26 protein-coding genes and 1 pseudogene are annotated in these 25,400 nt (G+C 75.4%); 14 read left to right on the plus strand and 13 right to left on the minus strand.

Annotated features, from left to right (window positions below):
• The first annotated feature begins 7 nt into the window (after nucleotides 1-7).
• A complete protein-coding gene (locus ACU610_RS23500; RefSeq protein ID WP_446770104.1) occupies nucleotides 8-652 on the plus strand; it encodes a hypothetical protein in 645 nt (214 codons plus the stop codon).
• 150 nt (nucleotides 653-802) lie between these two features.
• Here the strand turns inward: ACU610_RS23500 and ACU610_RS23505 are convergent, their stop codons facing one another.
• A complete protein-coding gene (locus ACU610_RS23505) occupies nucleotides 803-1,489 on the minus strand; it encodes a UdgX family uracil-DNA binding protein (protein ID WP_446770105.1) in 687 nt (228 codons plus the stop codon).
• Nucleotides 1,490-1,569: 80 nt separating this feature from the next.
• On the opposite strand from ACU610_RS23505, the gene ACU610_RS23510 reads away from it, so the two are divergent.
• The 4 genes from ACU610_RS23510 to ACU610_RS23525 all read left to right on the plus strand — a co-directional run bounded on the left by ACU610_RS23510 (nucleotide 1,570) and on the right by ACU610_RS23525 (nucleotide 5,430).
• Nucleotides 1,570-2,280 carry a hypothetical protein gene (locus tag ACU610_RS23510; RefSeq protein WP_446770106.1) on the plus strand — a complete coding sequence of 237 codons (711 nt, stop codon included), beginning with the start codon at nucleotides 1,570-1,572 and terminating at the stop codon, nucleotides 2,278-2,280.
• Between the two features lie 50 nt (nucleotides 2,281-2,330).
• Nucleotides 2,331-3,242 carry an ABC transporter ATP-binding protein gene (locus ACU610_RS23515; RefSeq protein WP_446770107.1) on the plus strand — a complete coding sequence of 304 codons (912 nt, stop codon included), beginning with the start codon at nucleotides 2,331-2,333 and terminating at the stop codon, nucleotides 3,240-3,242.
• A complete protein-coding gene (locus tag ACU610_RS23520; protein WP_446770108.1) occupies nucleotides 3,239-4,432 on the plus strand; it encodes an ABC transporter permease in 1,194 nt (397 codons plus the stop codon). The genes ACU610_RS23515 and ACU610_RS23520 overlap by 4 nt, the downstream gene beginning before the upstream one ends.
• Nucleotides 4,433-4,572: 140 nt before the next feature.
• Nucleotides 4,573-5,430, plus strand: a complete 858-nt coding sequence (locus ACU610_RS23525) for a tetratricopeptide repeat protein (RefSeq protein WP_446770109.1) — start codon at nucleotides 4,573-4,575, stop codon at nucleotides 5,428-5,430.
• Between the two features lies 1 nt (nucleotide 5,431).
• Here ACU610_RS23525 and ACU610_RS23530 read toward each other — a convergent pair whose 3' ends face one another.
• From ACU610_RS23530 to ACU610_RS23540, 3 genes are all read right to left on the minus strand, one after another.
• The gene (locus ACU610_RS23530; protein WP_446770110.1) at nucleotides 5,432-5,590 is read right to left on the minus strand and encodes a hypothetical protein; all 159 of its coding nucleotides are present in this window, start codon (nucleotides 5,588-5,590) and stop codon (nucleotides 5,432-5,434) included.
• A gap of 9 nt (nucleotides 5,591-5,599) precedes the next feature.
• Nucleotides 5,600-6,307 carry a class E sortase gene (locus ACU610_RS23535; RefSeq protein WP_446770111.1) on the minus strand — a complete coding sequence of 236 codons (708 nt, stop codon included), beginning with the start codon at nucleotides 6,305-6,307 and terminating at the stop codon, nucleotides 5,600-5,602.
• A gap of 91 nt (nucleotides 6,308-6,398) precedes the next feature.
• The gene (locus tag ACU610_RS23540; RefSeq protein WP_446770112.1) at nucleotides 6,399-7,334 is read right to left on the minus strand and encodes an SMP-30/gluconolactonase/LRE family protein; all 936 of its coding nucleotides are present in this window, start codon (nucleotides 7,332-7,334) and stop codon (nucleotides 6,399-6,401) included.
• A gap of 250 nt (nucleotides 7,335-7,584) precedes the next feature.
• Here ACU610_RS23540 and ppc point away from each other — a divergent pair, with 250 nt between their 5' ends.
• The gene (ppc, locus tag ACU610_RS23545) at nucleotides 7,585-10,407 is read left to right on the plus strand and encodes a phosphoenolpyruvate carboxylase (protein WP_446770113.1); all 2,823 of its coding nucleotides are present in this window, start codon (nucleotides 7,585-7,587) and stop codon (nucleotides 10,405-10,407) included.
• On the plus strand, nucleotides 10,400-11,521 hold the full coding sequence (locus tag ACU610_RS23550) for an inositol monophosphatase family protein (protein ID WP_446770114.1): 1,122 nt from the start codon (nucleotides 10,400-10,402) through the stop codon (nucleotides 11,519-11,521). Before ppc ends, ACU610_RS23550 begins: the two co-directional genes overlap by 8 nt.
• Nucleotides 11,522-11,668: 147 nt before the next feature.
• On the opposite strand, the gene ACU610_RS23555 is transcribed toward ACU610_RS23550, so the two are convergent.
• Nucleotides 11,669-13,078: an FAD-dependent oxidoreductase gene (locus tag ACU610_RS23555; protein WP_446770115.1), complete on the minus strand. Its 1,410-nt coding sequence runs from the start codon at nucleotides 13,076-13,078 to the stop codon at nucleotides 11,669-11,671.
• On the opposite strand from ACU610_RS23555, the gene ACU610_RS23560 reads away from it, so the two are divergent.
• Entirely contained in the window at nucleotides 12,968-13,393 is a 426-nt protein-coding gene (locus tag ACU610_RS23560) for a putative quinol monooxygenase (protein ID WP_446770747.1), read from the plus strand. The two genes, ACU610_RS23555 and ACU610_RS23560, sit on opposite strands and share 111 nt — an antisense overlap.
• Before the next feature lie 20 nt (nucleotides 13,394-13,413).
• On the opposite strand, the gene ACU610_RS23565 is transcribed toward ACU610_RS23560, so the two are convergent.
• From ACU610_RS23565 to ACU610_RS23580, 4 genes are all read right to left on the minus strand, one after another.
• Complete coding sequence (locus ACU610_RS23565) at nucleotides 13,414-14,238, minus strand: hypothetical protein (RefSeq protein ID WP_446770116.1); 825 nt, start codon at nucleotides 14,236-14,238, stop codon at nucleotides 13,414-13,416.
• A 30-nt stretch (nucleotides 14,239-14,268) separates the two neighbouring features.
• Nucleotides 14,269-15,087 (minus strand): Fpg/Nei family DNA glycosylase, encoded by an 819-nt coding sequence (locus ACU610_RS23570; protein WP_446770117.1) that lies wholly within the window; start codon nucleotides 15,085-15,087, stop codon nucleotides 14,269-14,271.
• Nucleotides 15,088-15,172: 85 nt separating this feature from the next.
• Complete coding sequence (locus ACU610_RS23575; RefSeq protein ID WP_446770118.1) at nucleotides 15,173-16,537, minus strand: cryptochrome/photolyase family protein; 1,365 nt, start codon at nucleotides 16,535-16,537, stop codon at nucleotides 15,173-15,175.
• A gap of 37 nt (nucleotides 16,538-16,574) precedes the next feature.
• A complete protein-coding gene (locus ACU610_RS23580) occupies nucleotides 16,575-16,895 on the minus strand; it encodes a GNAT family N-acetyltransferase (protein ID WP_446770119.1) in 321 nt (106 codons plus the stop codon).
• A 152-nt stretch (nucleotides 16,896-17,047) separates the two neighbouring features.
• On the opposite strand from ACU610_RS23580, the gene ACU610_RS23585 reads away from it, so the two are divergent.
• Nucleotides 17,048-17,221, plus strand: a complete 174-nt coding sequence (locus ACU610_RS23585; protein WP_446770120.1) for a DUF4236 domain-containing protein — start codon at nucleotides 17,048-17,050, stop codon at nucleotides 17,219-17,221.
• 1 nt (nucleotide 17,222) lies between these two features.
• Here the strand turns inward: ACU610_RS23585 and ACU610_RS23590 are convergent, their stop codons facing one another.
• Together ACU610_RS23590 and ACU610_RS23595 are read right to left on the minus strand one after the other, a co-directional pair.
• Complete coding sequence (locus ACU610_RS23590; protein ID WP_446770121.1) at nucleotides 17,223-17,519, minus strand: hypothetical protein; 297 nt, start codon at nucleotides 17,517-17,519, stop codon at nucleotides 17,223-17,225.
• A 390-nt stretch (nucleotides 17,520-17,909) separates the two neighbouring features.
• Nucleotides 17,910-18,491, minus strand: coding sequence for a putative glycolipid-binding domain-containing protein (locus ACU610_RS23595; protein ID WP_446770122.1), 582 nt, complete (start codon nucleotides 18,489-18,491; stop codon nucleotides 17,910-17,912).
• 194 nt (nucleotides 18,492-18,685) lie between these two features.
• Here ACU610_RS23595 and ACU610_RS23600 point away from each other — a divergent pair, with 194 nt between their 5' ends.
• The 4 genes from ACU610_RS23600 (at nucleotide 18,686) to ACU610_RS23615 (ending at nucleotide 22,483) form a co-directional block, all read left to right on the plus strand.
• The gene (locus ACU610_RS23600; RefSeq protein ID WP_446770123.1) at nucleotides 18,686-19,201 is read left to right on the plus strand and encodes a MarR family winged helix-turn-helix transcriptional regulator; all 516 of its coding nucleotides are present in this window, start codon (nucleotides 18,686-18,688) and stop codon (nucleotides 19,199-19,201) included.
• Complete coding sequence (locus ACU610_RS23605; RefSeq protein ID WP_446770124.1) at nucleotides 19,198-20,364, plus strand: MFS transporter; 1,167 nt, start codon at nucleotides 19,198-19,200, stop codon at nucleotides 20,362-20,364. The genes ACU610_RS23600 and ACU610_RS23605 overlap by 4 nt, the downstream gene beginning before the upstream one ends.
• A gap of 269 nt (nucleotides 20,365-20,633) precedes the next feature.
• The gene (locus tag ACU610_RS23610; protein WP_446770125.1) at nucleotides 20,634-21,569 is read left to right on the plus strand and encodes an NAD-dependent epimerase/dehydratase family protein; all 936 of its coding nucleotides are present in this window, start codon (nucleotides 20,634-20,636) and stop codon (nucleotides 21,567-21,569) included.
• Nucleotides 21,521-22,483 carry an RNA polymerase sigma-70 factor gene (locus ACU610_RS23615; protein WP_446770126.1) on the plus strand — a complete coding sequence of 321 codons (963 nt, stop codon included), beginning with the start codon at nucleotides 21,521-21,523 and terminating at the stop codon, nucleotides 22,481-22,483. Before ACU610_RS23610 ends, ACU610_RS23615 begins: the two co-directional genes overlap by 49 nt.
• Nucleotides 22,484-22,807: 324 nt before the next feature.
• On the opposite strand, the pseudogene ACU610_RS23620 reads toward ACU610_RS23615, so the two are convergent.
• Nucleotides 22,808-22,924, minus strand: a pseudogene (locus ACU610_RS23620) (transposase); the annotation flags it as partial.
• A 178-nt stretch (nucleotides 22,925-23,102) separates the two neighbouring features.
• On the opposite strand from ACU610_RS23620, the gene ACU610_RS23625 reads away from it, so the two are divergent.
• Entirely contained in the window at nucleotides 23,103-24,002 is a 900-nt protein-coding gene (locus ACU610_RS23625) for an alpha/beta fold hydrolase (RefSeq protein WP_446770127.1), read from the plus strand.
• Between the two features lie 189 nt (nucleotides 24,003-24,191).
• Here the strand turns inward: ACU610_RS23625 and ACU610_RS23630 are convergent, their stop codons facing one another.
• Nucleotides 24,192-25,295, minus strand: a complete 1,104-nt coding sequence (locus tag ACU610_RS23630; protein ID WP_446770748.1) for a PEP-utilizing enzyme — start codon at nucleotides 25,293-25,295, stop codon at nucleotides 24,192-24,194.
• Nucleotides 25,296-25,400: the final 105 nt, after the last annotated feature.

The following is a 25,400-nucleotide window of genomic DNA, read 5'->3' on the forward strand; positions in this document are numbered from 1 at the left end:
AGGCGACGTGTCCACAGGGTTCCGGTTGGCGCGTGACGTCATGTGGGTCCACGGAGAGCGGGGTGGCGACGGGGACCACCGCCCCCGCGGCGGACCGCGGCGCGAGTTCCAGGGTCTGCCGGCCGCTGTCTTCCTCCTGGCCTTCGCGGCCGGGGAGGCGGTGGTCAAGCACGCGGCGGAGCACCACGGCCTGGTGGTCGGTCGCGACAACCCCATGGGGCTGGGCAGCCACGGACTCGTCGAGGCCTTCGCGACGAAGGGGGTGGACCTCCGCGCCCGGGCCCGTGTCGTCCCGCAGCCCGGGAACACCACGGGCGTGCACCGATGGGTCCTGCTGGAAGGGGCCGACCTGGACGCATACCTGCGCGACGCCTACCGGGTCCGCAACGCCCTGGCCCACACGGGGGTTACCACCGGGTTGTCGCTCAGGTCTCCCTACTTCCTCAGGCAGGGCAGGACCGAACTGCGCTCGGTCACGCTCATGGTGGCCGAGGGCATGCTGCAGGCGGCCCAGGACGTCGCACATCTCGCCCTCCGGAGCACCGGCCCCGGAGCCGTCGACGACTGGGAGTGGGTCGAGCCGACGCGCAGTCGCGCGAGCCGTCTCCCGGCCGGACTGCGACGGCACCCGGACTTCCCTCTCCCGGGGTGAGACGAAGCCGGCGTCCCGCTCGGTCCTGGACACGGGGCCCGTGGGGGAGACCCGGCCGGCCCCGCCCGCTCCCGGGAGTGGGCGAGGACCGGCGGCACCCTCCAGGCCCTCACCCCGAGCGTGCGAGGGACGGGTAGGAGGGTTCCTCCCTCACGCCAGCGCGTGCGCGACCACCCTCAGGTCGGCGACGAGGGCGTCGTAGGCGGCCTCCCGGGCCTCGTCCGGCGTGCGCAGGATCGCCGAGGGGTGGGTGGTGGCCAGCATCCAGGTCTGGTGCGGCGCGTCCTCGTCGTCGTCCGCGGGACTGTCGTCGCCGGCCTCGGCGCGGGCCACGCCCGGCGGGGTCCACGGGAACAGCTGGCCGCGGTCCTTGGTGATCCGGAAGGACGGCGAGATCAGCGCCTTGGCCGCCGTCGCGCCCAGGCAGACGACCACCTCCGGCTGCAGGACGGCGAACTCCGCCTCCAGCCACGGCCGGCAGGCCCGCAGGTGTTCGGGCCCGGGGGTCTGGTGGATCCGCCGCTTGCCCTTCTGCGTGAACCGGAAGTGCTTGACCGCGTTGGTGATGTAGGCGTCCCGGCGTTCGATGCCGGCGTCGCCGAGCGCCCGGTCGAGCAGCCGGCCGGCCGGGCCGACGAACGGCTCGCCCTTGCGGTCCTCCTGGTCGCCGGGCTGCTCGCCCACGAAGACGATGCGGGCGGTCTCCGGCCCGTCGCCGAACACGGTCTGGGTCGTGCCCTGCCACAGTTCACACGCCTTGCACCCGGCGGCCGCCGTCCGCAGCCCCTCCAGCCCGACCCCGGTCGGCGGCTGTGCCGGCAGGTTCTCCTGGCTCATGGCCCGATCAGACCGCAGAAGTGCGCCTCCCGCAGGGCAGACTGTCGCGGCCCGTCCGGCGACCTCGAGGAGGCTCCCCGTTGCGCACCGTCCACCTGATCGGCGGGGGCTGGGACGCGTCCGCGCGCGCCGCCGTGTACGGGCCCTTCCTCGAGGCCGCGGGAGCCGCTCCCACCGTCGCCACGGTGGTGCTCGATGAGGGCGACGGCGAGGCGCAGTTCGCCCGGTGGGCCGACGTCCTGCGGCGCACGGCGCGGTGCGAGCCGGTCCCGGTGCTGGTGCCTCTGGGCGGGCGGCTCGACGTGGCCGCCCTCGGGAACGCCGGCGCGCTGCTGGTGTGCGGGGGGCTGACCCCGGCCTACGCGGACGCGCTGGCGCCGGCGGCCGAGGAGGTGCGCGGGTGGCTGGCCGAGGGGGAGCGGCCCTACGCCGGGTTCTCCGCGGGTGCGGCGGTCGCCGCCGGCCGGGCCGTCGTCGGCGGGTGGCGGGTGGGCGGGGTCCGCGTCTGCCCGGAGGACGCCGCCGAGGACCTCGACGAGGTGTCCCTCGTCGACGGCCTGGACCTGGTGCCGTGGACCGTCGACGTGCACTGCGCGCAGTGGGGCACCCTGCCGCGGCTGCTCACCGCCGTGGCCGGCGGCGGCCGCGGCCTGGCGCTCGACGAGGACACCGCCGTCCACCTCGACGGCGACGGCGCGCGGGTCGCCGGACACGGGACGGCGTGGCTGGTGGACGGCGACGCCGCGGCTGTGACCGTCACCACGCTCCGGAGCGGGACGCGGGTGCCCTGACCGGCGCCCGATAGCGTCGGCCCCGGGTCCAGGTCACGGGGGGAACGCGCGTGCTCGAGTTCGACGGTCTGCACAAGAGCTACGGAGCCAACCGGGTGCTCGAGGGCGTCTCGTTCGCCGTCGCCCCGGGCTCGATGTTCGGCTTCTGCGGCTCCAACGGCGCGGGCAAGACGACGACGATGCGGATCGCGATGGGACTGGTCCGCGCCGACGCCGGCGAGGTGCGCTGGCAGGGCCGTCCGCTGGACCAGGCGCTGCGTCGCCGGATCGGCTACATGCCCGAGGAGCGCGGCCTCTACCCGAAGATGCGGGTCGGCGAGCAGCTGGCCTACTTCGCCCGGCTGCACGGCCTGGACGCCGCGGCCGCCGCCCGCGCCGCCGAGCACTGGGCCGACCGGCTGGGCCTCGGTGAGCGCCGCCGCTCCCGGGTCGAGGAGCTGTCGCTGGGCAACCAGCAGCGGGTGCAGCTGGCCGCGGCCCTCGTCAGCCGGCCGGAGGTGCTCATCCTCGACGAGCCGTTCTCCGGCCTGGACCCGGTGGGCGTCGACGCGCTCGCCGAGGCGTTGCTGGAGCAGGTGCGCGCCGGCGTCCCGGTCGTCTTCTCCAGTCACCAGCTCGACCTGGTCGAGCGGCTCTGCGACGCCGTGGGCATCCTCGCCCGCGGGTCGATGGTGGCCGCCGGGCCGGTCCCCGAGTTGCGCCGTCGGGAGTCCGGCCGGCTGCTGCGGGTCGTCGTCCCGGACGCGCCGCCGGGGTGGGCCACCGCGCTGCCCGGCGTTCGGGTGGTGTCCGAGCGGGCCGGCGACATCCTGCTGGAGCTCGCGCCCGGCGCCGACGACCAGGCGGTGCTGGCCACGGCGCTGCACACCGGGCGGGTCGCGCACTTCGCCCGGCACGAGCCGAGCCTGGTCGAGCTGTTCCGTGAGGCGGTCGCCGAGCCGGCCGAGGAGGTCGCCGCGTGACGTCGTCCGGACCCCGCACGCCGGGCAGCGCCGCACTGGTCCGGCTGGTCGCGGCGCGGGAGGTCTCCAGCCGCATCCGCGACAAGAACTTCGTCATCAGCTCGGTGGTCATCCTCCTGCTGCTGCTGGGCTCGATCGCCTTCCAGGTGGCCGTCAACAGCGGTGCGGAGACCGGCCGCATCGCCGTCGCCGCGGACGACGGCCGGATCGGGCCCGCGATCGAGGCGCAGGGCGAGGCGGTCGGCGTCGACGTGGAGGTCGTCGACGTCCCCGACGAGACCGCGGCGCGCGACGCCGTCGAGGCCGAGGAGGTCGACGCGGCCCTGGTCGGCGGCACCGGGCCGGCCCCCGAGCTCCTGCTCGCCGACCGGGACCCCACGCTGGAGGCGGTCGTCGGCGGGGCGGTCAGCGGGCTGGCCGTCTCCGACCGGCTGCTCGAGGCGGGCGTCGACCTGCAGTCCCTGCCCGAGGTGGCGGTCACCCCGGTCGGCGACGAGGGAGAGGACGACGGCCAGCGGGTGGTCGTGGCGATCATGGGCGTCGTCGTCCTCTACGGCCTGCTCATCCTGTTCGGGCAGTTCGTCGCGCAGGGCGTGGTGGAGGAGAAGGCCAGCCGGGTGGTGGAGCTGCTGCTCGCGACCATGCGGCCGTGGCAGCTGCTGGCCGGCAAGATCCTCGGGCTCGGCCTGCTCGGGCTGGGGCAGATCGTCGTCATCGGTGCCGTCGGCGTGATCGGTGCGCTGACGTTCGACCTGGTCGACGTCCCGGGGGAGCTGATCGGCACCGTGGCCACGGTCGTCGCCTGGTTCGTGCTCGGCTACGCGTTCTACGCCTGCGTCTTCGCCGTGGCGGCGTCGCTGGTCAGCCGGCAGGAGGACCTCGGCAGCGTGCTCACCCCGGCGTCGATGCTGCTGATCGTCGGTTTCCTGGTGGCGTTCCGGGCCGCCGGAGACCCCGCCGGGACGCTGGCGACGGTCACCTCCGTCGTGCCCGGCCTCTCGCCGCTGGTCATGCCGGTGCGCCAGGCGGCCGGGGAGGCGGCGGGCTGGGAGGTGGCGCTGGCCGTCGTCCTCATGCTGGGGGCCATCGGCCTGGCCGTCCGCCTGGGCGGGCGGGTCTACGCCGGGGCACTGCTGCACACCGGCGGCAGGACGAAGGTCCGCGAGGCGCTGCGGGCCGAGCGCGCGTGAGAGCGGCGCGATCGCCGATCCCGCCGCTCCAGGTCCACGGGGAGCGGCTGACTCCACCCGGGTGACCTGCACCTCCTCCGACGGGTGAGACCGCCCGGGCGGGGGACGACGGGCTGAGCGGGCCCCGCGATGATCGCCGCATGCGGGAGGACCTCGACGGGCGCCTCCGGAGGCTGCGCGCCTGCCGGGACGCCGACGCTGCCATCGAGCTGGGCTGCGACCTGGCCGATGCCGGGCGGGACAGGGACGCCGAGCGCTGCTTCCGCCGGGCTGCCGAGCTGGGGGACGCGCTCGGCTGGTTCAACCTGGGCAACTCGCTGGCCGCGCGGGGCCGGGTCGAGGAGGCCGTCGACGCCTACGAGCGGGCGCTGGCCGGCGGCGAGCGTGACGCCTGGCTCAACCTCGGGCTGGTGCTCGAGCAGGTCGGCGACCTGGCCGGCGCGATGCGCGCCTACCGGGGCGCCGGCGCCGCCGGGGACACCCAGGGCGGGCTGCAGCTGGCGTTCCTGCTGCACGAGCAGGGTGAGCACGAGCAGGCCATCGCGGTGGCGGCCGAGCTCGCCGCCACGGGGGACGACGTCGCCGCCGCGGTGGTGGCCTGCTGGCGGTGGGCCGCCTCGCACGATCCCGCGCTGGAGGTCGACCTGCGCAGCGGGGCCGACCGCTTCCCGGGGGCGCGAGTGGCACTGGCCGCGCTGCTGCGCGTCACCGGCCGTGCGGTGGAGGCCCGCTTCACCCTCGAGCGCGGCGCCAAGCTCGGTGAGGTCCAGGCGTGGCTGCCGCTGGGCAACTTCTACGTCGAGGACCTGGCCGACGTGGAGGCGGCCGAGGAGGCCTACCGCGCGGGCATCGCCGCCGGCGACGGCTACTGCCACCACAACCTGGCCGTGCTGCTGGCCGACCGCGGCGACCTCGACGGTGCGGTCGAGCACTTCCGGCTCGGCGCCGCGGACGGCGACGACCTCGCGGCGCGGGCGCTGCGCGAGCTCGGCGGCTAGCTCAGCCGTCGACGGTGACGTCGGCGAAGGGCACGAACGGCTCCACGTACGGGAAGACGACGAACAGCAGCAGCGCGCTGACCGCCACCAGGAGCACGAGGGCGAGCAGCGCCCGCACCGCCGTCCTGCCGGGCAGGTGCCGCCAGATCCAGGAGTACACGGTCGCTCCTCACGCCCCCAGCAGGGCCGGGGGCCCGTTCGGCGCCTCGGCGCGGCTCAGCGGCGGCCCGTCGAGCACGGCGTGCACGACCAGGCGCTGGCGCGCGGAGTACTCGGGGTGGCAGGTGGTCAGGGTCAGGTAGGCGCCCGTCGGCGGGCCGTCCGCCGGGCCGTTGGGGGTCGGCGCGATGACGGACACGTCCGAGGGGGAGACGACCTGCTGACCGGGCACCTGCTCGGCCGGGCCGAGGACCCGGTAGACGAACCAGCTGTCGGCGGTCTCGACGACGACCGGGTCGCCCTCGCGCAGCTCGTCGATCTCCAGGAACGGCGACCCGCGGCCCACCCGGTGCCCGGCGACGGCGAAGTTGCCGAGCTCCCCGGGCATCGCGGTGCCGGTGTAGTGGCCCGGCCCCTGCTCGAGCTCCTCGGTGCCGGTGCCCTCGACGATCGCCCGGGCGTAGTCGGCGCCCAACCGCGGGATGTGCAGCATCGCGAACGCCTCGCCCCCCTGCAGCTCGGCCGGGACGGCGGCCGTCGGCGCCGACCACTCCTCGCGCAGCTCGGCGCTCAGCTCGTCCTGGCGGGCGTTGCTCTGCAGGTCGGTCACCCACAGCTCGTAGACGACGAACAGCAGCAGCACGTAGCCGACCGTGAGCAGCAGCTGCCCGGTGCCGCGGGCCGCGGTGCGCAGGGCGTCCGCCCGGGTCCTCGACACGGCGACCGATGCTAGGTCGGCCTCCGCTCTCCGCCGGGAGCGCCGCGCGGCCGGACCCCAGGGGTCCCTCCCGCCCCAGTGGACGGTGGCCTCAGCCCCGCTGGCGCAGCCCCTCCAGCGGGCCGCGGTAGACCCCCGCCGGCGGACCGGTCACCCCGGGGCGGGCGGTGAACAGCCGGCCGGCGTCGGGCTGGGCGGCCCGCGCGGCGTCGTCCAGCCCCTCCGCCGAGGTGCTGATGACCAGCAGGTCCCGGTCCGGCCCGGCGAACGCGCAGCTCGACGTCTGGGCCACCCCGGGCACCTCGACGACGGCGAGCAGTTCGCCCTCGGGCGACCAGCGGCGCACCTGCCCGCCGCCCCACAGCGCCGTCCAGAGGCAGCCCTCGTCGTCGACGGTGAGCCCGTCGGCGACGCCGCCGTCGGGATCGAACTCCAGGAGCACCCGGCCGTCGGTGAACGCGCCCGTGCCGACGTCGTACGCGAAGGCGTGCACCAGGCCGGGGCCGGAGTCGGCGAGGTAGACGGTGCGGCCGTCCGGTGACCAGTCGATGCCGTTGGAGACCGTCAGTTCGTCGAGCACGGGGGTGACGGCGCCGTCGAGGTCCAACCGGTACAGGGTCCCGGCGCCGGGCCGCTGGTCGAAGGCCATGGTGCCGGCGTAGAACCGGCCGGCCGGGTCGCACGCCGCGTCGTTCATGCGGGTGCCGCCGTCGGCCTCGGTGCCGCCCTCGCCGGCCAGTGCGAGCAGCACCCGGGCGGTGCCGTCGGCCGCGAGGTGGGTGAAGCCGCCGTCCGCGGCGAGCAGCCACCCGCCGTCCGCCGCCGGGACGACGGCGCCGACGGTGCTCCCACCGCGGTGCACCCCGGTCTCGGTGAGGGTGCCGTCGGCGTCGACCGCGGCCCGGCGCACCAGCCCGCCGGCGATGTCGACCCACAGCAGCTCGCCGCGGCCGGCGTCCCAGGTCGGGCCCTCGCCGTGCTGGGCGGGGGACAGGCCGGGGACGGGGGTGGCGGTCAGTCGCTGCACCCCTGCATCGTCCCGGTGCGGCCCGCCGGCTGCGCGCCGGACGGCCGCTCGCCGCCGACCCCTCGTCGGCCGTCCTCGCGCGTTGAGCATGGGGTCGTCGCCGGCCGACACGGCGTCAGCGGCGCGTCCTGCTGCCACGACCCCATGATCAACGGGGGAGGGGGGTGGTCGCGAGACGGCAGGGGACGGCACGGGTGGCGGCGTCGTCGGCCGACACCCCGACGTCACACGGACGGTCGATACTCACCGGGTGTCCGAAGCCACCGTCGACGTCGCCGACCTGCGCCACCACGGGGGGGTCGAGGCGGACGCCACCGACGCCCCGCTGCGCGAGGACATCCGGCTGCTGGGGCGGGTCCTGGGGGAGGTGATCGGCGAGCAGTCGGGGGACGACGTCCTCGCGCTCGTCGAGTCCACCCGCGTCGAGGCCTTCCGGCTGCGCCGCTCGGAGGTCGACCGCGCCTCCGTCGCCGCCCGGCTCGGCGCCCTCGACGTCCGCTCGGCCAACCACGTCATCCGCGCGTTCAGCCACTTCTCGCTGCTGGCCAACCTCGCCGAGGACCTGCACCACGAACGGCGCCGCCGGATCCACCGCATCGAGGGCTCGCCGCCGCAGAAGGGCAGCCTGGCGGCCACGTTCGAGCTCCTGGACGCCGCGCACCTCGACGCCGACGTCGTCGCCCGCGAGCTGGCGGGGGCCCTGGTCTCCCCGGTCGTCACCGCGCACCCGACCGAGGTCCGCCGCCGCACGATCTCCCGCGTCCAGCGGCAGATCACCGAGCTGATCCGCCGGCGCGACCGGTCCGCGCCGGGCGAGGCCGACGACCCGGCGTGGTCGGCGGAGCTGCAGCGCGCGGTGCTCACGCTCTGGCAGACGGCGCTGCTCCGGCTGTCGCGGCTGCGGCTGGTCGACGAGATCGACGAGGCGCTGCGCTACTACGAGGCGTCGCTGTTCGAGGTGGTCCCCGCGATCAACGCCGAGCTGCGCCGCGCGCTGTGCGAGCGCTGGCCGTCGGCGGGGCTGGACCGGCCGGTGCTGCTGCCCGGCTCGTGGATCGGCGGCGACCGCGACGGCAACCCCTTCGTCACCGCCGACGCCGTCCGCCGGGCCAGCACCCGGCAGGCCGAGACGGCGCTGGGCCACCACCTCGCCGAGCTGCTCACGCTGCACGACGAGCTGTCGATGTCCGACCGGCTGATCACGCCGACGCCGGAGCTGGCGCGGCTGGCCGACGCCTCCGCCGACGACTCCCCGTTCCGCGCCGACGAGCCCTACCGCCGCGCCCTGTACGGCGTGCACGCCCGGCTGGCCGCGACGGCTCAGCGGGTGCTCGGGTCGGTGCCCGGCCCGCCGCCGCACGCCGTCCTCGAGCCGTACGGCACCCCCGACGAGCTGCTGGCCGACCTCGCCACGATCGACGCCTCGCTGCGCACGCACGGCGCCGGTGCGCTGGCCGACGACCGGCTGGCCCGGTTGCGCGAGGCCGTGGAGGCGTTCGGCTTCCACCTGGCGGGCCTGGACATGCGGCAGAACTCCGCCGTCCACGAGCAGGTGCTGGCCGAGCTGCTGGCCTGGGCAGGGGTCTGCCCGGACTACGCCGCCCTCGACGAGGAGCGGCGGGTCGAGCTGCTGGTCGGTGAGCTGCGGGTGCGCCGCCCCCTGGTCCGCCCGGACGCCGCGCTGTCCGACCTGGCCCGCGGGGAGCTGGACGTGCTGTGCGCCGCGGCCGACCAGGTCCGCGCGCTCGGCCCGCAGGCGGTCCCCAACTACGTCATCAGCATGTGCGAGTCGGTCAGCGACGTCCTCGAGGTCGCCGTCCTGCTCAAGGAGGTCGGCCTGCTCGACCCCGACGATCCGTCCTCCGCCCACCCAGGCCCCCGCTGCCCGGTCGGCATCTCACCGCTGTTCGAGACGATCGGCGACCTGCAGCGCGCCGCGCGGACCGTGACCGCCGTCCTCGGCCAGCCGCTCTACCGCGCCCTGGTGCGCAACCGCGGGGACGTGCAGGAGGTCATGCTCGGCTACTCCGACAGCAACAAGGACGGCGGCTACCTCGCGGCCAACTGGGCGCTGTACCGGGCCGAGCTGGCGCTGGTGGAGGTCGCCCGGCGCGAGGGTGTGCGGCTGCGGCTGTTCCACGGCCGCGGTGGCACGGTCGGCCGCGGCGGCGGCCCCAGCTACGACGCGATCCGGGCCCAGCCGCCCGGCGCGGTGGCCGGCGCGCTGCGGATCACCGAGCAGGGCGAGGTCATCGCCGCCAAGTACGGCGAGCCCGACCGCGCCCGGCGCAACCTCGAGGCGATGGTCGCGGCCACGCTGGAGGCCACCCTGCTCGACACCGAGGGGCTCGGGGACGACCCCGAGCCCGCCTACGCGCTGCTCGACGACCTCGCCGCTCGTGCCCAGCAGGCCTACCGCGCGCTGGTGCACGAGACCCCGGGCTTCGTCGACTGGTTCCGGGCGGCCACGCCGATCAGGGAGCTGGCCGAGCTGAACATCGGCAGCCGGCCGCCGTCGCGCAAGGCGGGCGACTCGATCGCCGACCTGCGGGCCATCCCGTGGGTGTTCAGCTGGTCGCAGGCGCGGATCATGCTGCCCGGCTGGTACGGCACCGGATCGGCCCTGGAGAGCTGGGTCGACGGGGACCCGGCCCGGCTCGCCCGGCTGCAGGAGCTGCACAGGCGCTGGCCGTGGTTCCGCACGATGCTGTCCAACATGGGCATGGTGCTGGCCAAGACCGACCTCGACCTGGCCGCCCGCTATGCCGAGCTGGTGCCCGACGAACGGCTGCGGCACCGGGTGTTCGACCAGCTCACCGCCGAGCACGGGCGCAGCTGCCGGATGCTGCTGGCGGTCACCGGCGACGACCGGCTGCTGGCCGACAACCCCTCGCTGGCGCGGTCGATCCGCAACCGGTTCCCCTACCTCGAGCCGCTGCACCACCTGCAGGTGGAGATGCTGCGCCGGCGGCGCGACTCCGACCACGGGGAGGGCCCCGACGACGAGCTGGTCCGCCGCAACATCCAGCTGACCATCAACGGCATCGCCACGGCCCTGCGCAACAGTGGCTGAGCCGCAGCTGCAGTGGCGCGCCGACCCGGGGGACCTCGATCTGCGGGTCGCCACGACCGGCGGCGAGGTCCGTGCCGCGGCCGGCAGGCTGGGGACGGCGGTCGCGGCACTGGCCCCGGCGCTGCTCGACCCGGGGCAGCGACTGCTCGTCGACGAGCACGGCCGGTGCGGGTTGCTGCGGCGGGAGTGGGCCGACGACGGCGTCGCCGAGGCGGTCCTGGTCCGCCGGGCCGGGGTGTGGATCCACCAGCCCGCAGTGCTCGCCGCGGCCGCCGCCTGGGGGTGCGAGCGGGTCCGCGACGGGCTCCGCGACGACGTGTTGCCCGTTCCGGTCCCGCCGGACGACGCCCCGCTCGCCGACCGCTTCCTGCACCTGGCCGCACTGGCGGCGACCCGGGTGGAGGTCGCCGTCGCGCTCGCCCGGGACGCCGGTCAGGAGTCGACCAAGGCCGACGGCAGCCCGTCGCTGGGTGCCGACGAGGCCGCGCACCTGGCCGCCGCGCACGCGCTGCGCCCGCTCGGCGTGACCGTGCTCAGCGAGGAGCGCTCCGACCGGCCGGTCCCCGACGACCAGCCGTGGGTGGTGCTCGACCCCCTCGACGGCACGGGCAACTTCCGCGCCGGGCTGGCGCCGTGGGCCTTCTCCGCCGCGCTGGTGCAGGACGGCCACCCGGTGGCGGGCCTGGTCGCCGACCTGTCGTCGGGCCGTCGCTGGTCCGGTGCGGTCGGGGACGGCGCGCGGCGCGACGGCGTGCCGGTCCGGCCCCGGGACACCGGGACGGTGGTCGCGCCCACCGCGCCGCCGGGGTCGGCCGTCGTCGTGCCGGCCAGCGCCCGCCGGGTGCGGGTCACCGGCTGCACCGCGGTCGACGTGTGCCTGGTCGCCGACGGCGCCGCCGGTGCGTGGCAGAACCTCGACCGCAGCGGCACCCACGTGCACGACGTCGCCGGCGGGCTGGCGCTGCTCGCCGCCGCCGGAGGGGTGGCGCTGGGCCCGGACGGCGCGCCGCTGCGGCTGCGGCCGGACACCGAGACGCTCTTCCGGTTCGTCGCCGCGGGCACCGAGCAGCGGGCGCGGGCGCTGCTGCGCGAGCTGGGCGGCACCCAGGCATAGGAGCACCCAGGCACAGGAGGCTGTGCACACGTCCACGGCCCCCTCGCAGGGCCCGCTGCGAGCTCTGACGGCCCCCTTGCAGGATCCCGCCTCGAGCCTGCGGGTGGCGGGGGCAAGGGGTCCTCCAAGGGGCAAGGGGGTCCTCCCTCAGCGGGCCCGGGCGGCCGCCTCCTTCACGGCCGCCATCAGCGACTCCCACTCGTGCAGCGTCGTCCGGGCCCGGCCGCGGGTGGCGCCGAGGGCGACCTCGGCGGCGTCGATGGCCCGCCAGTCCTCGAGCAGCACCGGGTCGGCGCCGTTGGTCCGCAGGGTCGCCAGCAGGTCGTCGTCCCCGCTGCTGCCGGGGCGGACGACGCCGGCAGCGACGTCGGCCAGCAGCGTGGCCACCGTCTCCCGGGCGTCGTGCTTGTTGGTGCCCACGACGCCGGTCGGCCCGCGCTTGATCCAGCCGGCGACGTACTCGCCGGGGGAGGGCTCCCCGCCGCGCAGCACCCGGCCCTGGTCGTTGGGGACGACGCCGCGGCGTGGGTCGAGGGGCAGCTCGGGCAGCTCGCCGCCGCGGTAGCCGACCGAGCGGACCACCAGGTCGGCCGGCAGCACGGTCGTCTCGCCGGTGCCCGAGGCGCGGCCGTCGGCGTCGACGACGGTGCGCTCGACCTCGACGCCGGTCACCCGGTCCTCGCCGAGCAGGCGCACCGGGCGGGAGAAGAAGCGCAGGGTCACGGTCGTCCGGCCCGGCTGGGCCGTGTGCTGCGCCCACTCGTGCAGCACCGCCATGTTCCGCGAGGCCACCCGGTCGGCCGCCAGCCGCTCCTCGGCGGCGGGGTCGAGCTCCAGGTCGGCCGGGTCGACCAGCACGTCGGCCTCGGCCAGCTCGCCGAGCTCGCGCAGCTCCTGCGTGGTGAAGGTGGCCTGCGCCGGGCCGCGGCGGCCCAGCACGGTGACCCGCTCGACCGGGGCGGCGGCGAGGGTGTCGAGGACGTGCTGCGGCATGTCCGTGGGCTCGAGCTCGGCGGGGGTGCGGGCCAGCACGCGGGCCACGTCGAGCGCGACGTTGCCGACGCCCACGACGACGACCGACCGCGCTCGCGCCAGTGCCGCCTCGACCATCGCCCGGTCGGCGTCGGGATGGCCGGTGTACCAGGCGACCAGAGCGGTGGCGGCCAGGCTGCCGGGCAGCTCCTCGCCGGGGATGGCCAGCTGCCGGTCCAGCGCGGCGCCGTAGGTGTAGACGACGGCGTCCACCGCGGCGTGCAGGTCGCGACAGGAGAGGTCGCGGCCGATCTCGACGTTGCCGACGAAGCGCACCGCGGGGTGGTCCAGGGCCCGGTGCAGCGTGTCGCGGATGGCCCGCATCTTCGGGTGGTCCGGGGCGATGCCGTGGCGCACCAGGCCGAACGGGGTGGGCAGCCGGTCGATCAGGTCGACCGCGACCGGGACCTCCTGCTGCCGGGTGAGCGCCTCCGCGGTGTAGATGCCCGCCGGGCCGGCGCCGACGACGGCCACCCGCAGCCGCGGGGGAGGGGACGGGGGACCGGGGTCTTCGTCGACCGACACGTCACGCATCCTGACCCGCCCGGGTGGGCGAGCACCAGGCTCCGGGAACCCGAGAGCCGGAGGCGGCCCGCGTCCGTCGTCGCCGCGACCACCCCGCAGCCCGAGCACGCCCAGGCGGTCCGGGAGGCCGTGCCGGCCGCCGTCCCGCAGGTGCACGCGGAGGAGGGGTGTGAGCGCTACGCGCTGCACGGGGGCGCGTGCCGGTCCCCTCGTGAGGATCGAGGGGTGGGCCGGTCCCGAGGCGCTGGCCGCGCACGGCAGGGGGGAGCCCGCCCCGGCTCCGTCCGGAGGCTCGCTGCGAGCTGGCGAGCGTGAGGGGGATGGGAGTCCTTCCTCTAGCCGCAGCTGTGGTCGTGGTCCAGCCCGTCGGCCACGTACTGGGTGAGGACCACGTCCCCGCCGTCGACCAGCGGGTCGCGCAGGCAGGCGGCGCGGGCGCCGGCGCGGGAGGTCGCGCCGGCCAGCCAGCTGTCGAGGTCGTGCAGCGGGCTGTCCTCGGGCACCATGCCGGTGATCCGCCGCCACTGGTACCCGATGGAGTACAGGCCGACCTCCGCGCCGGTCGCCGAGAGGCGGGCGACCATGCCCTCGAGTGTCGCGCGGTTGCGGGCACGGGCGGGTGCCGAGCCGGTCTGCCAGGTGTTCGTCGTCTCGACGTCGAGCCACCAGGTGTGGTCGCCCGGGTCGGGGTCGATGCCGGCGGCCTCGGCGGCGGGGACGAAGAACTGCTCCACCGTGACGTCGGCTCGCTCCCACCCGTACCGCCACGAGCAGGCCCGGCTGTTGTCGCCCTCGCAGCGGCCGTACGGGGTGCGGCCGCGTGAGGGCCAGGTGGTCACCTGGTCGCGGACCTGGCCCGGGTTGGCCGTGTTGACGTAGAGCTGCAGCCGCGGCTGGGCCGCCACCGCGCCGGTGGTCTCCTCCGCCGCCCACGCCAGCTGCTCGGCCAGGCAGGGGTTGGGCCGGGTCGCCAGCCCGCCGTTCACGCCGACGACGGCGAACGCCGGGTCATCGGGCAGCGCGTCGTCGCACTGCGGGAAGGACACGTCGTAGCCGACCTCGGCGTCGTCTCCCGGGTGGGCCGTCGCGGTCGGCAGGCCCAGGGCCAGGGCCGCCGCGGCGAGCGCGGCCGCCCCGAGAGCGCGTCCCCCGCCGGCCATGCTCCACGATAGGGCGAGAGGAGCCTCCGGTCACCGGGGCCAGACGGCCTGGCAGACCGGGCACCAGTAGAGGTTGCGGCCGGCCATCACCTGGGTCTGCACCGGCGTCCCGCAGATCCGGCAGGGCAGCCCGGTGCGCCGGTACACGTAGTGCGCGTCCTCCCGCCGGACCGCGCCGCCACGGCGGTCGCGGTGCTCCGGCCGGGTGGTGACGATCCGGCCCATCCGGACGCCGGAGCGCATGAGCACGACCAGGTCGGCCCACATCGCCGCCCACGTGTCGGCGTCGACGTCCCGGCCCGGGCGGAAGGGGGAGACGCCGTGCCGGAAGAGGATCTCGGCGCGGTAGACGTTGCCCACCCCCGCGAGCACCGACTGGTCCATGAGCAGCGCGCCGATCGCGGTGCGGCTGCCGGCGATCCGCCGGTGCGCCACCGTGCCGTCGCTGCGCGGCCGCAGCGGGTCGGGCCCGAGGCGGTCGAGGATGCGGTCGACGTCCGGCACCGTGAGCACCTCGCAGGCGGTGGCGCCGCGCAGGTCGGTCCACACGCCGAGGCCGTCGGGACCCTCACCCTCCCAGCGCATCCGCAGCGCACCGCGCGGGGGCGGCGGGGTGCCCTCGCCCGAGGTGTACGTGCCGTACAGGCCCAGGTGCACGTGCAGGGTGTCGGCGCCGAAGCAGGCGAACAGGTGCTTGCCGTAGGAGGTCACCTCGTCGAGCACCCGGCCGTCGAGCAGCGCCGCGCCGGCGGCGAAGCGGCCCTGCGGGCTGGTCACGCGCACCGGACGGCCGGCGAACGCCAGCGTCTGGTCCCGGGCCAGCCGGTGCAGCGTGTGTCCCTCAGGCACGGGCGGCTCGGCAGGTCATGACCCCAGCTTCGCCCCTGACCAGCAACTCCGCCACGACGCCGGGGGAACTCCGGCGACACCCCGGTCAGCGGGCGCGGACCTGCTCGTAGCGCTCCAGCGCCACCCGGCGCTCCTCGGCGTGGTCGACGACCGGAAGCGGGTAGCCGTCGGGGACGCCGTCCGGCGCGAGCCAGGGCTCGTGCACGTACCGCGCCGGGACGTCGCGCAGCTCGGGCACCCAGCGGCGCACGTAGTCGCCGTCCGGGTCGAACTCCTTCCCCTGCCGGGTGGGGTTGAAGACCCGGTAGTACGGCGAGGCGTCGGTGCCGGTCCCGGCGACCCACTGCCAGCCGTGGTTGTTGCTGGCCAGGTCGCCGTCGACGAGGTGTTGCATGAAGTACCGGGCACCGCGCCGCCAGTCGACGTGCAGGTCCTTGACCAGGAACGACGCCACGATCATCCGGACGCGGTTGTGCACGTACGCCTCGCCGTGCAGCTGGCGCATCCCGGCGTCGACGATCGGGTAGCCGGTGCGGCCCTGCGCCCACGCCTCGAACCGCGCGTCGGCGTCCTTACCGGTGTCGTACGTCATCGCGCGCATCCGCTCGTCGAGCGGCTCCCGGGCGGACTCCGGGTGGTGCCACAGGACGTCGGCGTAGAAGTCCCGCCAGCAGAGCTCGTTGCGGAAGCTGTCGGCCGAGTCGGAGTCGAGGCCCTCGAGGTCGGCCAGCAGCGTGCGCGGGTGCACGCAGCCGTACTTCAGGTAGGCCGACAGCCGGCTGGTGCCGTCGGTGCCCGGGGTGTTGCGGGTGCTCGTGTAGCCCTCGAGCCGCTCGGCGCGGAAGCGGCGCCAGGCGTCGGAGGCGGCGGCCTCACCGGCCGGGGGCAGCCGGACGCCGTCCGGCCCGCGGACCTCGGGCGGGTCCTCGGAGCGGACGCCGGTGCTCCAGGACACCGACTCCGGCCGTGGCGCGGGGGCCCGCCAGCCGTGCTCGCGCCAGGCACGGGCGAAGGGGGAGAAGACGCGGAAGGGCGTCCCGTCGGACTTGGTGACCCGGCCCGGCGTCACCGCGTACGGGGAGCCGGTGCGCACGAAGGGGACGTCGCCGAGGGCCCGCTCGACCGCCGCGTCGCGCTGCCGGCCGTGGACGCCGGTGTCGGCCGAGGCGTGCACGCTGACCGCCCCCACCTCGCGGACGAGGTCGGGCACGACCCGCGCCGGATCGCCGGAGCGCAGCACCAGGGCACCGTCCAGCTGCCCGCCGAGGTCGGCGAGGCAGCCGAGGAGGAACTGCCGCCGCGGCAGCCCGGAGGGACCCCACAGCCGTGGGTCGAAGACGAACAGCGGCAGGACGGCGCCGTCCGGCCCTGCCGCGTCGCGGGCGTCGAGCAGGGCCGGGTGGTCGGCCAGCCTCAGGTCACGGCGGAACCAGAGCAGCGCGGTGGGCACCCCGGCGAGCGTAGGCAGCTCCGGGCGGACCCGCAGGTCAGCGGTCGGCGGTGGCCAGGCCGAAGTGCGGCCGGTCGTCCTCGGCGACGAGGTCGATCTCCTCGGGGTGCTGCTGGATGTAGTGGCGGACGAACGAGCAGTAGGGCAGCACGGTCAGCCCGCGCTCCCGGGCGGCGGCGAGCACTCCGGCGACGAGCGCCGAGCCGATGCCGCGGCCGCCGACGGAGGGGTCGACCTCGGTGTGCGGCAGGGTCATCGTGCCGTTCTCTACGTGGTAGCTGGCCAGGCCGACGACACGGTCACCGAGCCGGACCTCGAAGCGCCCCCGATCCGGGACGTCGACCACGCTCGTCTCCATGCTGGGCTCCCCCTCCGCTCGTCCCCGGCGCCGTTGCCGGGACGTGAGATGCGTTCAGGAACCGTAACGCCTCACCGTGCCGCAACGTGCCGCCCCGCCGGGGACGTGTCGCCCTCGTGGGGGACACGCCGACGGCTGGGTAGCACCCGTGCATGCCCCTGCACTTCCGCCTGACCAAGCGCCTCGGACCGCTCCGCCTCGACATCAGCCGCCGCGGGATCTCGCCCAGCCTGCACGTCGGCCCGGTGGGCTACAGCCCCCGCGGACGCCGCTGGTCGGTGCGCCTGCCGGGGCCGTTCCGGTACGTGTTCTCGCGGCGGCGCTGACTCACGGCCGCGGGTTCGTCCGCGTCCAGCCGCGCTCGTCCCGCCGTCCGCCCAGCCCTGCCCGGCAGCGCCGGCAGACCTCCTGCACCTCTTCGGCGTGGCGGCCGGACTCCGGCTGGACGTCGGCCCAGCTGACGTGCGGGAAGCGGGCCAGACGCGACCTGCTCAGCGACAGGCCGCAGACCGTCTCGTTGCGGCCGCGCTCCCACGCGTGGACCTCGCCGGAGGGGTAGCGGATGCCGTCGTCGGGGTCGACCCACTGGCCGGCGGCCGCGACCGCCGCGTTGCGGAGTGCCATGGAGGTGCCGGTACCCGCGAGAGCGCGGGCGCAGCGGCCGCCCGGCGGCTCAGCTCCAGGCGTGCGCTGCGGCGGTCCAGCGGGACGCGGCCGAGGAGGCGGCGGCACTCGGTGCCTGCCTGGCGAACTCGGCAGGGCGTGGCCGGCAGCCGCCGGGACAGTCGACCGCGACGGGTACCCCGTCGCGCCAACCCACGGCCGCGCACCGGCCACAGGTCGGGCAGGTCTCCCAGGTGAGGCGCTCGCCGGTGCTCATGCCGGTCACCTCCGCGTCGCGGACCTCCGCGACCGGGATGGGAACCGGTGGCCTGGGTTTCGACCGACGATCCCCCGGACACGGCGGACGGTACCCACGATGCCGCGTGACAACCAGGGCCCAGGTGCCCTCCGTCAGAAGGCGCGGACGGCGATGCCGGGATACACCAGCACCAAGCCGGCCTCGTCGTAGGTCAGCCGGCAGGAGAAGTCGAACACCGGCGCGGTGTAGTCGAAGCGCTGCTGCCCATCCTGATCGCCGGCCCGTGTGTACTGCTGCTCGAGGCGTTCGACGCTCAGGTCGATGGCTCGCACGTACACGGCCGGCGCCTGCGCCGTCGCACCGGGGGTCAGGGCGAGACGGTGCACCGGCAGGGCATTGGTCATCGCCGAGGACTCCAGGTCCACATCGAGGCAGCCGTCCAGGTGCCGGGCCGGCTCCCCGTCGGTGCGCCAGCGACCTCCGCCGTCACCCTCGAGCAGCCGCGTGCGCAGGCCGGTGCCGGAGCGTCCGGTCACGCGAGCCCTGCGAGTGCGCCAGCCGACGTCGACCCGGATCTCGTAGTCGACGATCCAGGGCTGCCCGTCCTCGACCGCGGTCGTGGCGCCGGTGAGCAGGTGACCGTCGTCGAGGGCCCGGAAGTAGGCGACCTCGAAGCCGGCGCGGGCATCCTGGTGGACCCATGCCGCGCTGGCAGGCAGCGGGAGGAACGGCACGTCCTCACCCTGGCCACCGGAGCTGGGACTCATCAAGCAGCGCTCGGGCCTCCGCGGCACTGATCGCTCCTGCGAGGTGACTCGACCGGCCTGCCCCACGGGCGCGGGTGGTCGGGCCGCCCTCCTCCCGCACCGTCCCGTCGGCTGCCGAGTCCTCTGCTGACTGAGTCAGTCAGTTGGTTTAGGGTCGGTCCATGCCTGCGGACCGACTGGTGAACCTGATCGGCGTGGTGGCCCTCGCGGTCGCGGATCGCGTGCGTGAGGCGACCGAGGAGGCCTGCGCGGCCGGCGGCGCCGCGGCGGCGGTCCTGGTGCACCTGCAGGCGCACCCGGACGACACGGTCGGCGGTCTCGCCGCCACCGTCGGCGTCGGGGGCTCCGGCGGCGTCCGGCTCGTCGATCGGTTGGTCGAGCAGGGGCTGGTCCGGCGGGTCGCCGGTCCCGGCGGCCGCACGGTGACCGTCCGGCTCACCGAGGAGGGTTCGCGCACCGCCGACCGGGTCCTGGCCGCTCGGCAGGAGGCGATCCGCTCGGTGCTCGCCGGTCTGGACGAGGTCGGCCAACAGGACCTCGAGGACCTGCTGGCGACCCTCACGACCTCCGTGTCGGGAAAGGGCGCGAAGGCCTACCGGGCTTGCCGGCTGTGCGACCGCGCGGCCTGCCGGCAGCCGCCGGGCTGCCCGCTCGACGAGCCTGAGGCGTCGGCATGAGCACCGTCGACAGCTCACTGCGCCGGCCTGCTCCCTGGGCCGTGGTCGCCTCCGGGCTGGCCGTCGTCGCCGTCGCCTTCGGGCTGTCCCGGTACGGCTACGGGCTGCTGCTGCCGGAGATGCGCAGGTCACTGGGCCTCGGCCTCGGGACGCTGGGCGTCATCGGGGCCGGCTCCTACGCGAGCTACCTGGTCGCCTCGCTGGCCGCACCGCGGCTGCTGTCGCGCTGGGGGTTGCGGTGGACCGTCGTCCTCGGTGGCCTGGCGGCAACCGGCGGCATGCTCCTGTGCGCGGCGGCGACCGGTGCGGTGTCGCTGGGGGCGGGGATCACCCTGGCCGGGGCGAGCGCGGCGCTGGTCTGGCCGCCCTACATCGCCGCCGTCGAGACCCACCTCGCCGCCGGACGACGGCCGCGCGCCCACGGCCTGATCAACTCCGGCACGGCGTACGGCGTGGCCGTGGCCGGCCCGTTGAGCCTGGTGGCCGGCAGCTCCTGGCGGACCGCGTGGATCGTGTTCGCCGTCCTGGCGGTGGCGGTGACCGCCTGGTGCGCTCTCGTGCTCGGCCCGCACCGCTCATCGGCAGACACCGGCGAGCGCGGCGCCCCACTCCGGGCCGTCGCGCGCCGACAGGGTCCCGGCTTGCTGGCCACCGCAGCGCTGCTCGGACTCGTCAGCGGCTGCTACTGGACCTTCGGCGTGGAGGTGGCCACAGCAGCCGCCCCCGTCGGCGGCTCCAGCGGCGCGGTGTTCCAACTGGTGGTCGGCCTCAGCGGCGTCGCCGGCGGCGCCGTCGGCGCCCTGCTCACCCGTACGACACTGCCTCGCCTCCTGGCGCTCATGGCGCTGACGCTCGGCGCCGCCTGCCTGCTGCTCACCGCCGGACCCGCTTGGCTGGTCCTGCTGTCCGCGGTGCTCTACGGCGCGGCCTTCATCGCCTCGATCGGCCTGCTGGTCATCTGGAACACCCACGTGGTGCCCGGGGCCGCGGCCACCGGCGTGGCCACCTCCATGTTAGCCATGGGCGCCGGCCTCGTCCTCGGCCCGCCCCTCGCCGGCGCGGCCGCGGACACCTGGGGGATCGACGCCGTCTTCCTCGCCTGCATCCCGCTGTGCGCCGCCGTCGCCGTCCTCGGGCGCGATCCCCGCTCGACATCGGCCTGAGATCCGGGAGCCGGTCCTGCGAGCGAACGGCTCCCGCCCTGACGAGGTCGCCGGAGGAGGTAGCCGGTGACGTCCCGCACGGGATCCCGGACGGGCGCCGGTCGGAGTAGAGGGCTCGCGGCTGCAGGAGCGGACGTCTTCGCCGGTGCGGACACCACGGTGCACCGGGGCGCCGAGGTCGGCGGGTGCCCGGCTGCTCGGAGGTGTCACAGCCGGGGCTGCCGTCTTGTCTCATCAGGTGTCGGTGATCCTCGACCAAGGAGCTGATCATGAGGGTGTTCGTCGCAGGGGCGACGGGAGCGATCGGTAAGCAGTTGGTGCCACGCCTGGTCGAGGCCGGGCATGAGGTCCACGGCATGACGCGCCGCGAGTCCAAGCAGGCGATGCTCCGCGAGTGGGGTGCCGTGCCGGTGGTCGCGGACGCGCTCGATCCCGATCAGGTCGCGGAAGCCGTCGGCAGGGCGCGGCCGGACGTGATCGTCCATCAGCTGACCGCGATTGGAGCGTTGGACATGCGTCACTTCGATCGCGATTTCGCGCTGACCAACCGACTGCGGATCGAGGGCACGGACCATCTGCTCTCCGCCGGTCAGGCGGTGGGCGTGCGGCGGTTCGTGGCGCAGGGGATCGCGGGCTATGGCGCGTACGCGCGCACCGGTGCGCCGATCAAGACCGAGGAGGACCCGCTGGACGCCACGCCCGCACGGGAGATGCGCGAGACCCTGGCCGCGATCCGTCATCTCGAGCAGGCGGTCCTCGGCGCGCGGTGGACGGAGGGGATCGTGCTGCGCTACGGCGCCTTCTACGGGCCGGGCACGTCGATGGCATCGGGCGGGCAGCAGCCCGAGCTGATCCGCAAGCGCAGGTTCCCGCTGGTCGGCGACGGCGGCGGCGTGTGGTCGTTCATCCACGTCGCCGACGCGGCGGAGGCGACGGTGGCAGCGGTCGAGCGCGGCAGCCGCGGTGTCTACAACATCGTCGACGACGACCCCGCCCCGGTCGCCGAGTGGCTGCCGGCTCTGGCGCAGGAGCTGGGTGCCAGGAAGCCGATGCGCGTGCCGCGGTTCGTCGGGCGGCTGTTCGCCGGTGAGGCCGGCGTGGTGATGATGACCGAGCTCCGCGGCGCCTCCAACGCCAAGGCCAAGCGTGAGCTGGGGTGGCGCCCGGCGCACCCGAGCTGGCGGCACGGGCTCGCCGCGGCATGACCGCCCGCGAGCGGCTGCTCGACGAGCTGCGGCCGGGAGCGTTCGCGCTCGCCTACCGGATGCTCGGCAGCGTGTCCGAGGCCGAGGACGTGGTGCAGGAAGCGCTGCTGCGGGTGCACCAGGCGCTCGATGCGGGCGAGCAGATCGCATCGCCGCGCGCGTTCGTGGCCACCGTGACCACCCGGCTGGCGATCAACGAGCTGCGCTCCGCGCGTGCCCGCCGCGAGCGCTACGTCGGCGAGTGGCTGCCGGAGCCGATCGTCACCGACGGCCACGATGATCCGGCCCGGCACGCCGAGACCGCCGACTCGCTGTCGCTGGCGATGCTGGTGCTGCTGGAGAGCCTCTCCCCCGAGCAGCGCGCCGTGCTGCTGCTCCACGACGTGTTCGACTACGGGTACCCCGAGATCGCGGGGATCATCGGCAAGAGCGAGGACAACGTGCGTCAGCTCGCCGGCCGCGCCAGACGCCACGTCCAGCAGCGCCGGCCGCGCTTCCGGACGACGCGCGAGCAGCGGAACGAGCTGGCGGCCCGGTTCTTCGCGGCCGCGGAGCACGGCGATCTCGCTGGGCTCGAGGCGCTGCTGGCGCACGACGTGGAACTGACCGGCGACGGCGGCGGCAAGGTCCCGGCGCTCGCGCGGACGCTGCGCGGACGCGACCGTGTCGCACGCACGGTCGTCAACTGGGTTCGCAGGGTCCTGCGCCTCCCGGACGTGTCGTTGCGCCCTGTCGAGCTCAACGGTGGCCCGGGAGCGCTCTTCCTCGACGCACAGCAACGGCTCATCGGCGTGTGCACGATCGACGTCACCGACGGCCAGGTCAGGAGCATCAGCGGGATCGTCAACCCCGACAAGCTGACGCACCTCGGGCCGGTCGGCGACTTCGCATCGCTCCTGAGGTCGGCGCGATGAGCTCCGATCGCGGCGCGGACGTCGACGCCGCAGGTCCCTGGGCCGCGCCGCCAGGAGGCGGCCCGCTGCGTCGACGTCTGCGCGTCCCAGCAGCCCCCTGCATCAGTGACGGGTTGCGAACGGCGAGCGGGTTCGTGCGCCCCGAGACGGCCCCTGACCGAACTCCACGGGGATGTCCCGGCTGGTGGTGTAGCTCGCGGCCGTGCGGAGGTTCTGCGGGTTGGACTGTGACGCGATCAGTGCCGTCTGCGTCACCTCCTCGTCGGGTCGGTTGAGCACGTGCATGGATCCTTCGGAGAGGCAGCCGCGGTCGCTTACCTGCTATTCGTCGTGGGCCTCGACGAGGACCGCACCGGCCAACCGCAGCAGGGCGGCTGGGTCGGAAAAGCCGCCGACGATGTCGGTGCGCCGCTCGAGATCCTTGTTCAGCCGCTCCATGGGTTGGTCGACCGGGTCTTCTTCCCTGAGCCGCGCTCCGTCGACACCTGCGGCAGCTGTCAGGGGCGATGATCCATACGTCGTCGAGCGAGGTCGGCGGGGAGGCGCCCGAGGTCCTCCGGCACCGGCGCACCCCGCGACCGGCGACCACGCGACGGCTCTCACCCGACGAGGAGGTGCGGTGACTGACCGGCCCGTGCTGCCGACCGACACGTGGGCGCCGCGTGGTCCGTACCGCATCCGGGTGCACGATCGCCCCGGCCCGCCGCCGGCGATCGTCCTGATGCACGGGTTCCCCGACGACAGCCATCTGTACGACCGGACACTGCCCTTCCTGGCCGGTCACCGCCGGGTGATCACCTTCGACTTCCTCGGCTGGGGGGAGTCGGACAAGCCGGCGGACTACCCGTACACGGCCGACAACCAGACCGGCGACCTCGACAGCGTCATCGACGCGTCGGGGCTCGAGCAGGTCGTCCTGGTCGCCCACGATGCGTCCGGACCGCCGGCCATCGACTGGGCTCTCGCCCATCCGGAGCGGGTCACCGGCCTGGTCCTGCTCAACACCTACTACGGCTGGATGCCGTCGCTGCGGGCGCCCGAGGCCATCCTCCTGTACTCGACGCCGCTCCTGCGGGCCGTCGCGCGGCCGCTGATGCGTCGCCTGGCGGGGCTCGATCGGCGGCTCTACCACTGGCAGGTCGGCCGGTTCATCCGGGACGCGGACGTCCGCCAGGAACTGCTGCCGCAGTTCTACGAGCGCTTTCGCGCCGCCCGGCCGGCCTTCTGGCGGCTCAACGCCGACCTGCCCCGCACGCTCCTCAACCGGGCCCGGCGCGCCCCCGCGCTGCGCGCGTTCCAGCGGCCGGTGGCCATCGTGTTCGGAGCCGACGATCCCTACCTCAACCCCCGGGTCGCCCGCCGGTTCGCCCGACTGTTCCCCCGGGCTCGACTCGAACTCGTCGAGGGGGCACGGCACTACGTCCAGGTCGACGAGCCGCAGCGGGTGGCCAGGGCCGTCCTCGGCGCGGCGCAGACCGGCAGCGCGCAGCCGGATCCGGAGCGCGCGCCGGGACCCTGACCGGAGGCTCCGAGCTCGTCGGCGTGGTGCTGACGAGCGAGAGGTCACCGCATGGGCTGACGCGTGGACCTGCGAGGGCTGCTCGGAGGTGCAGTGCCTCCCGACGCCCCGGACCACGGGCCTGACCGCCCCGGCGCCGCGGCCGGGCCGTCGCGGAGGTCCCGTGCTCCAGGCGTGTCCCTGGTGGTGCTATCGCGGGGCCTGACCGGCGTCGTCCGACGCAACGACGAGCCCAGCGTTGCCGTCGACGGTGACCAGCTGGCCGTCCGCGAGGACCGTGGTCCCCGTCCCGGTGCCCATGACAGCCGGGATCCCGTACTCCCGAGCGACGATCGCCGCGTGCGATCCGGCGCCGCCGGAGTCGACGACGACGCCGACCGCCCGCCGGAACAGCGGTGTCCACGCGGGGTTGGTGTAGAGGCAGACCAGGACCTCGCCGTCGCGCAGCGCACCGAACTCCGCCGGGCCGCCGACAACCCGCACCGGCCCCGTCGCCCGGCCGCCGCTGGCCGGGACGCCACGAACCAGCGCGTCGGCCCCAGGGGCGGACGCTGGGAACAGCGTGGTCGGGCTGATCATCGGCACGCCTGCCAGCTCGGCGCGCCGGGCCGCGCGTGCACGCACCAGCGCGCGCAGCCGCCGGGCCTCCTCGGGCGTGAGCCGGGCCGGGGCGGCGCAGTGCTCCAGTTCCTCCAGCCGCAGGTGGAAGACGTCCTCGGGAGCGGCCAGCGCCCCCACCGAGGCCAGCCGCCGGCCGGCCTCCAGTGCCACCCGGCGCAGCACCGGCAGCAGCGCCGTGGCCTGGAAGTGTGAGTCCTCGCGGAACGCGATGCCGGCGCGGGCTGCCTCGACGACCCGGCGCGCGGCCTGGGCCGTGCCCGTGGCGCGGACGAGGGGGTGGCGGGCCAGCCGGTCCTCTGCCGCGGCGGCGGCCGCCCGTCCGGACGGTCGCGGGGGGCCGGCGGCGGCCAGCACCGACACCAGGGAGAGGACCGTTGCCGGCGCGTCGATCCAGGTCGGGGCGGTCATCAGCAGCGGACTGGTGGTCTCCCGATGTCCGTACTCGGCCAGGAACTCGCGCAGGGCCGCGTGGAACGAGACGAACGCGGCATCGCCGGTGACCCGCTCGAGCAAGGCCGGCCCGTCGAGTCGGGTGAAGGCGTCCCGCAGCACCGGGTCGTCCCGGACCCGGGCGGCCAGCGCCTCCAGCCCGCGGTTGGCGTCCTCGGTGCGGGTCCGTGTGCCCAGGGTCAGCTGGCCGGACAGCGCGCGCGGCCCCAGGACCGCCTGCATGACGTGCAGGCGCAGCAGGTCGTAACCGGCGCGCGGCAGATAGTCGACCCGCAGGTCGCTGACCAGGTCCGTCGCCGCGAGCGCCCGGCGAGCGGTGGCGGTCAG

The organism is Geodermatophilus sp. URMC 61 (assembly GCF_052931555.1).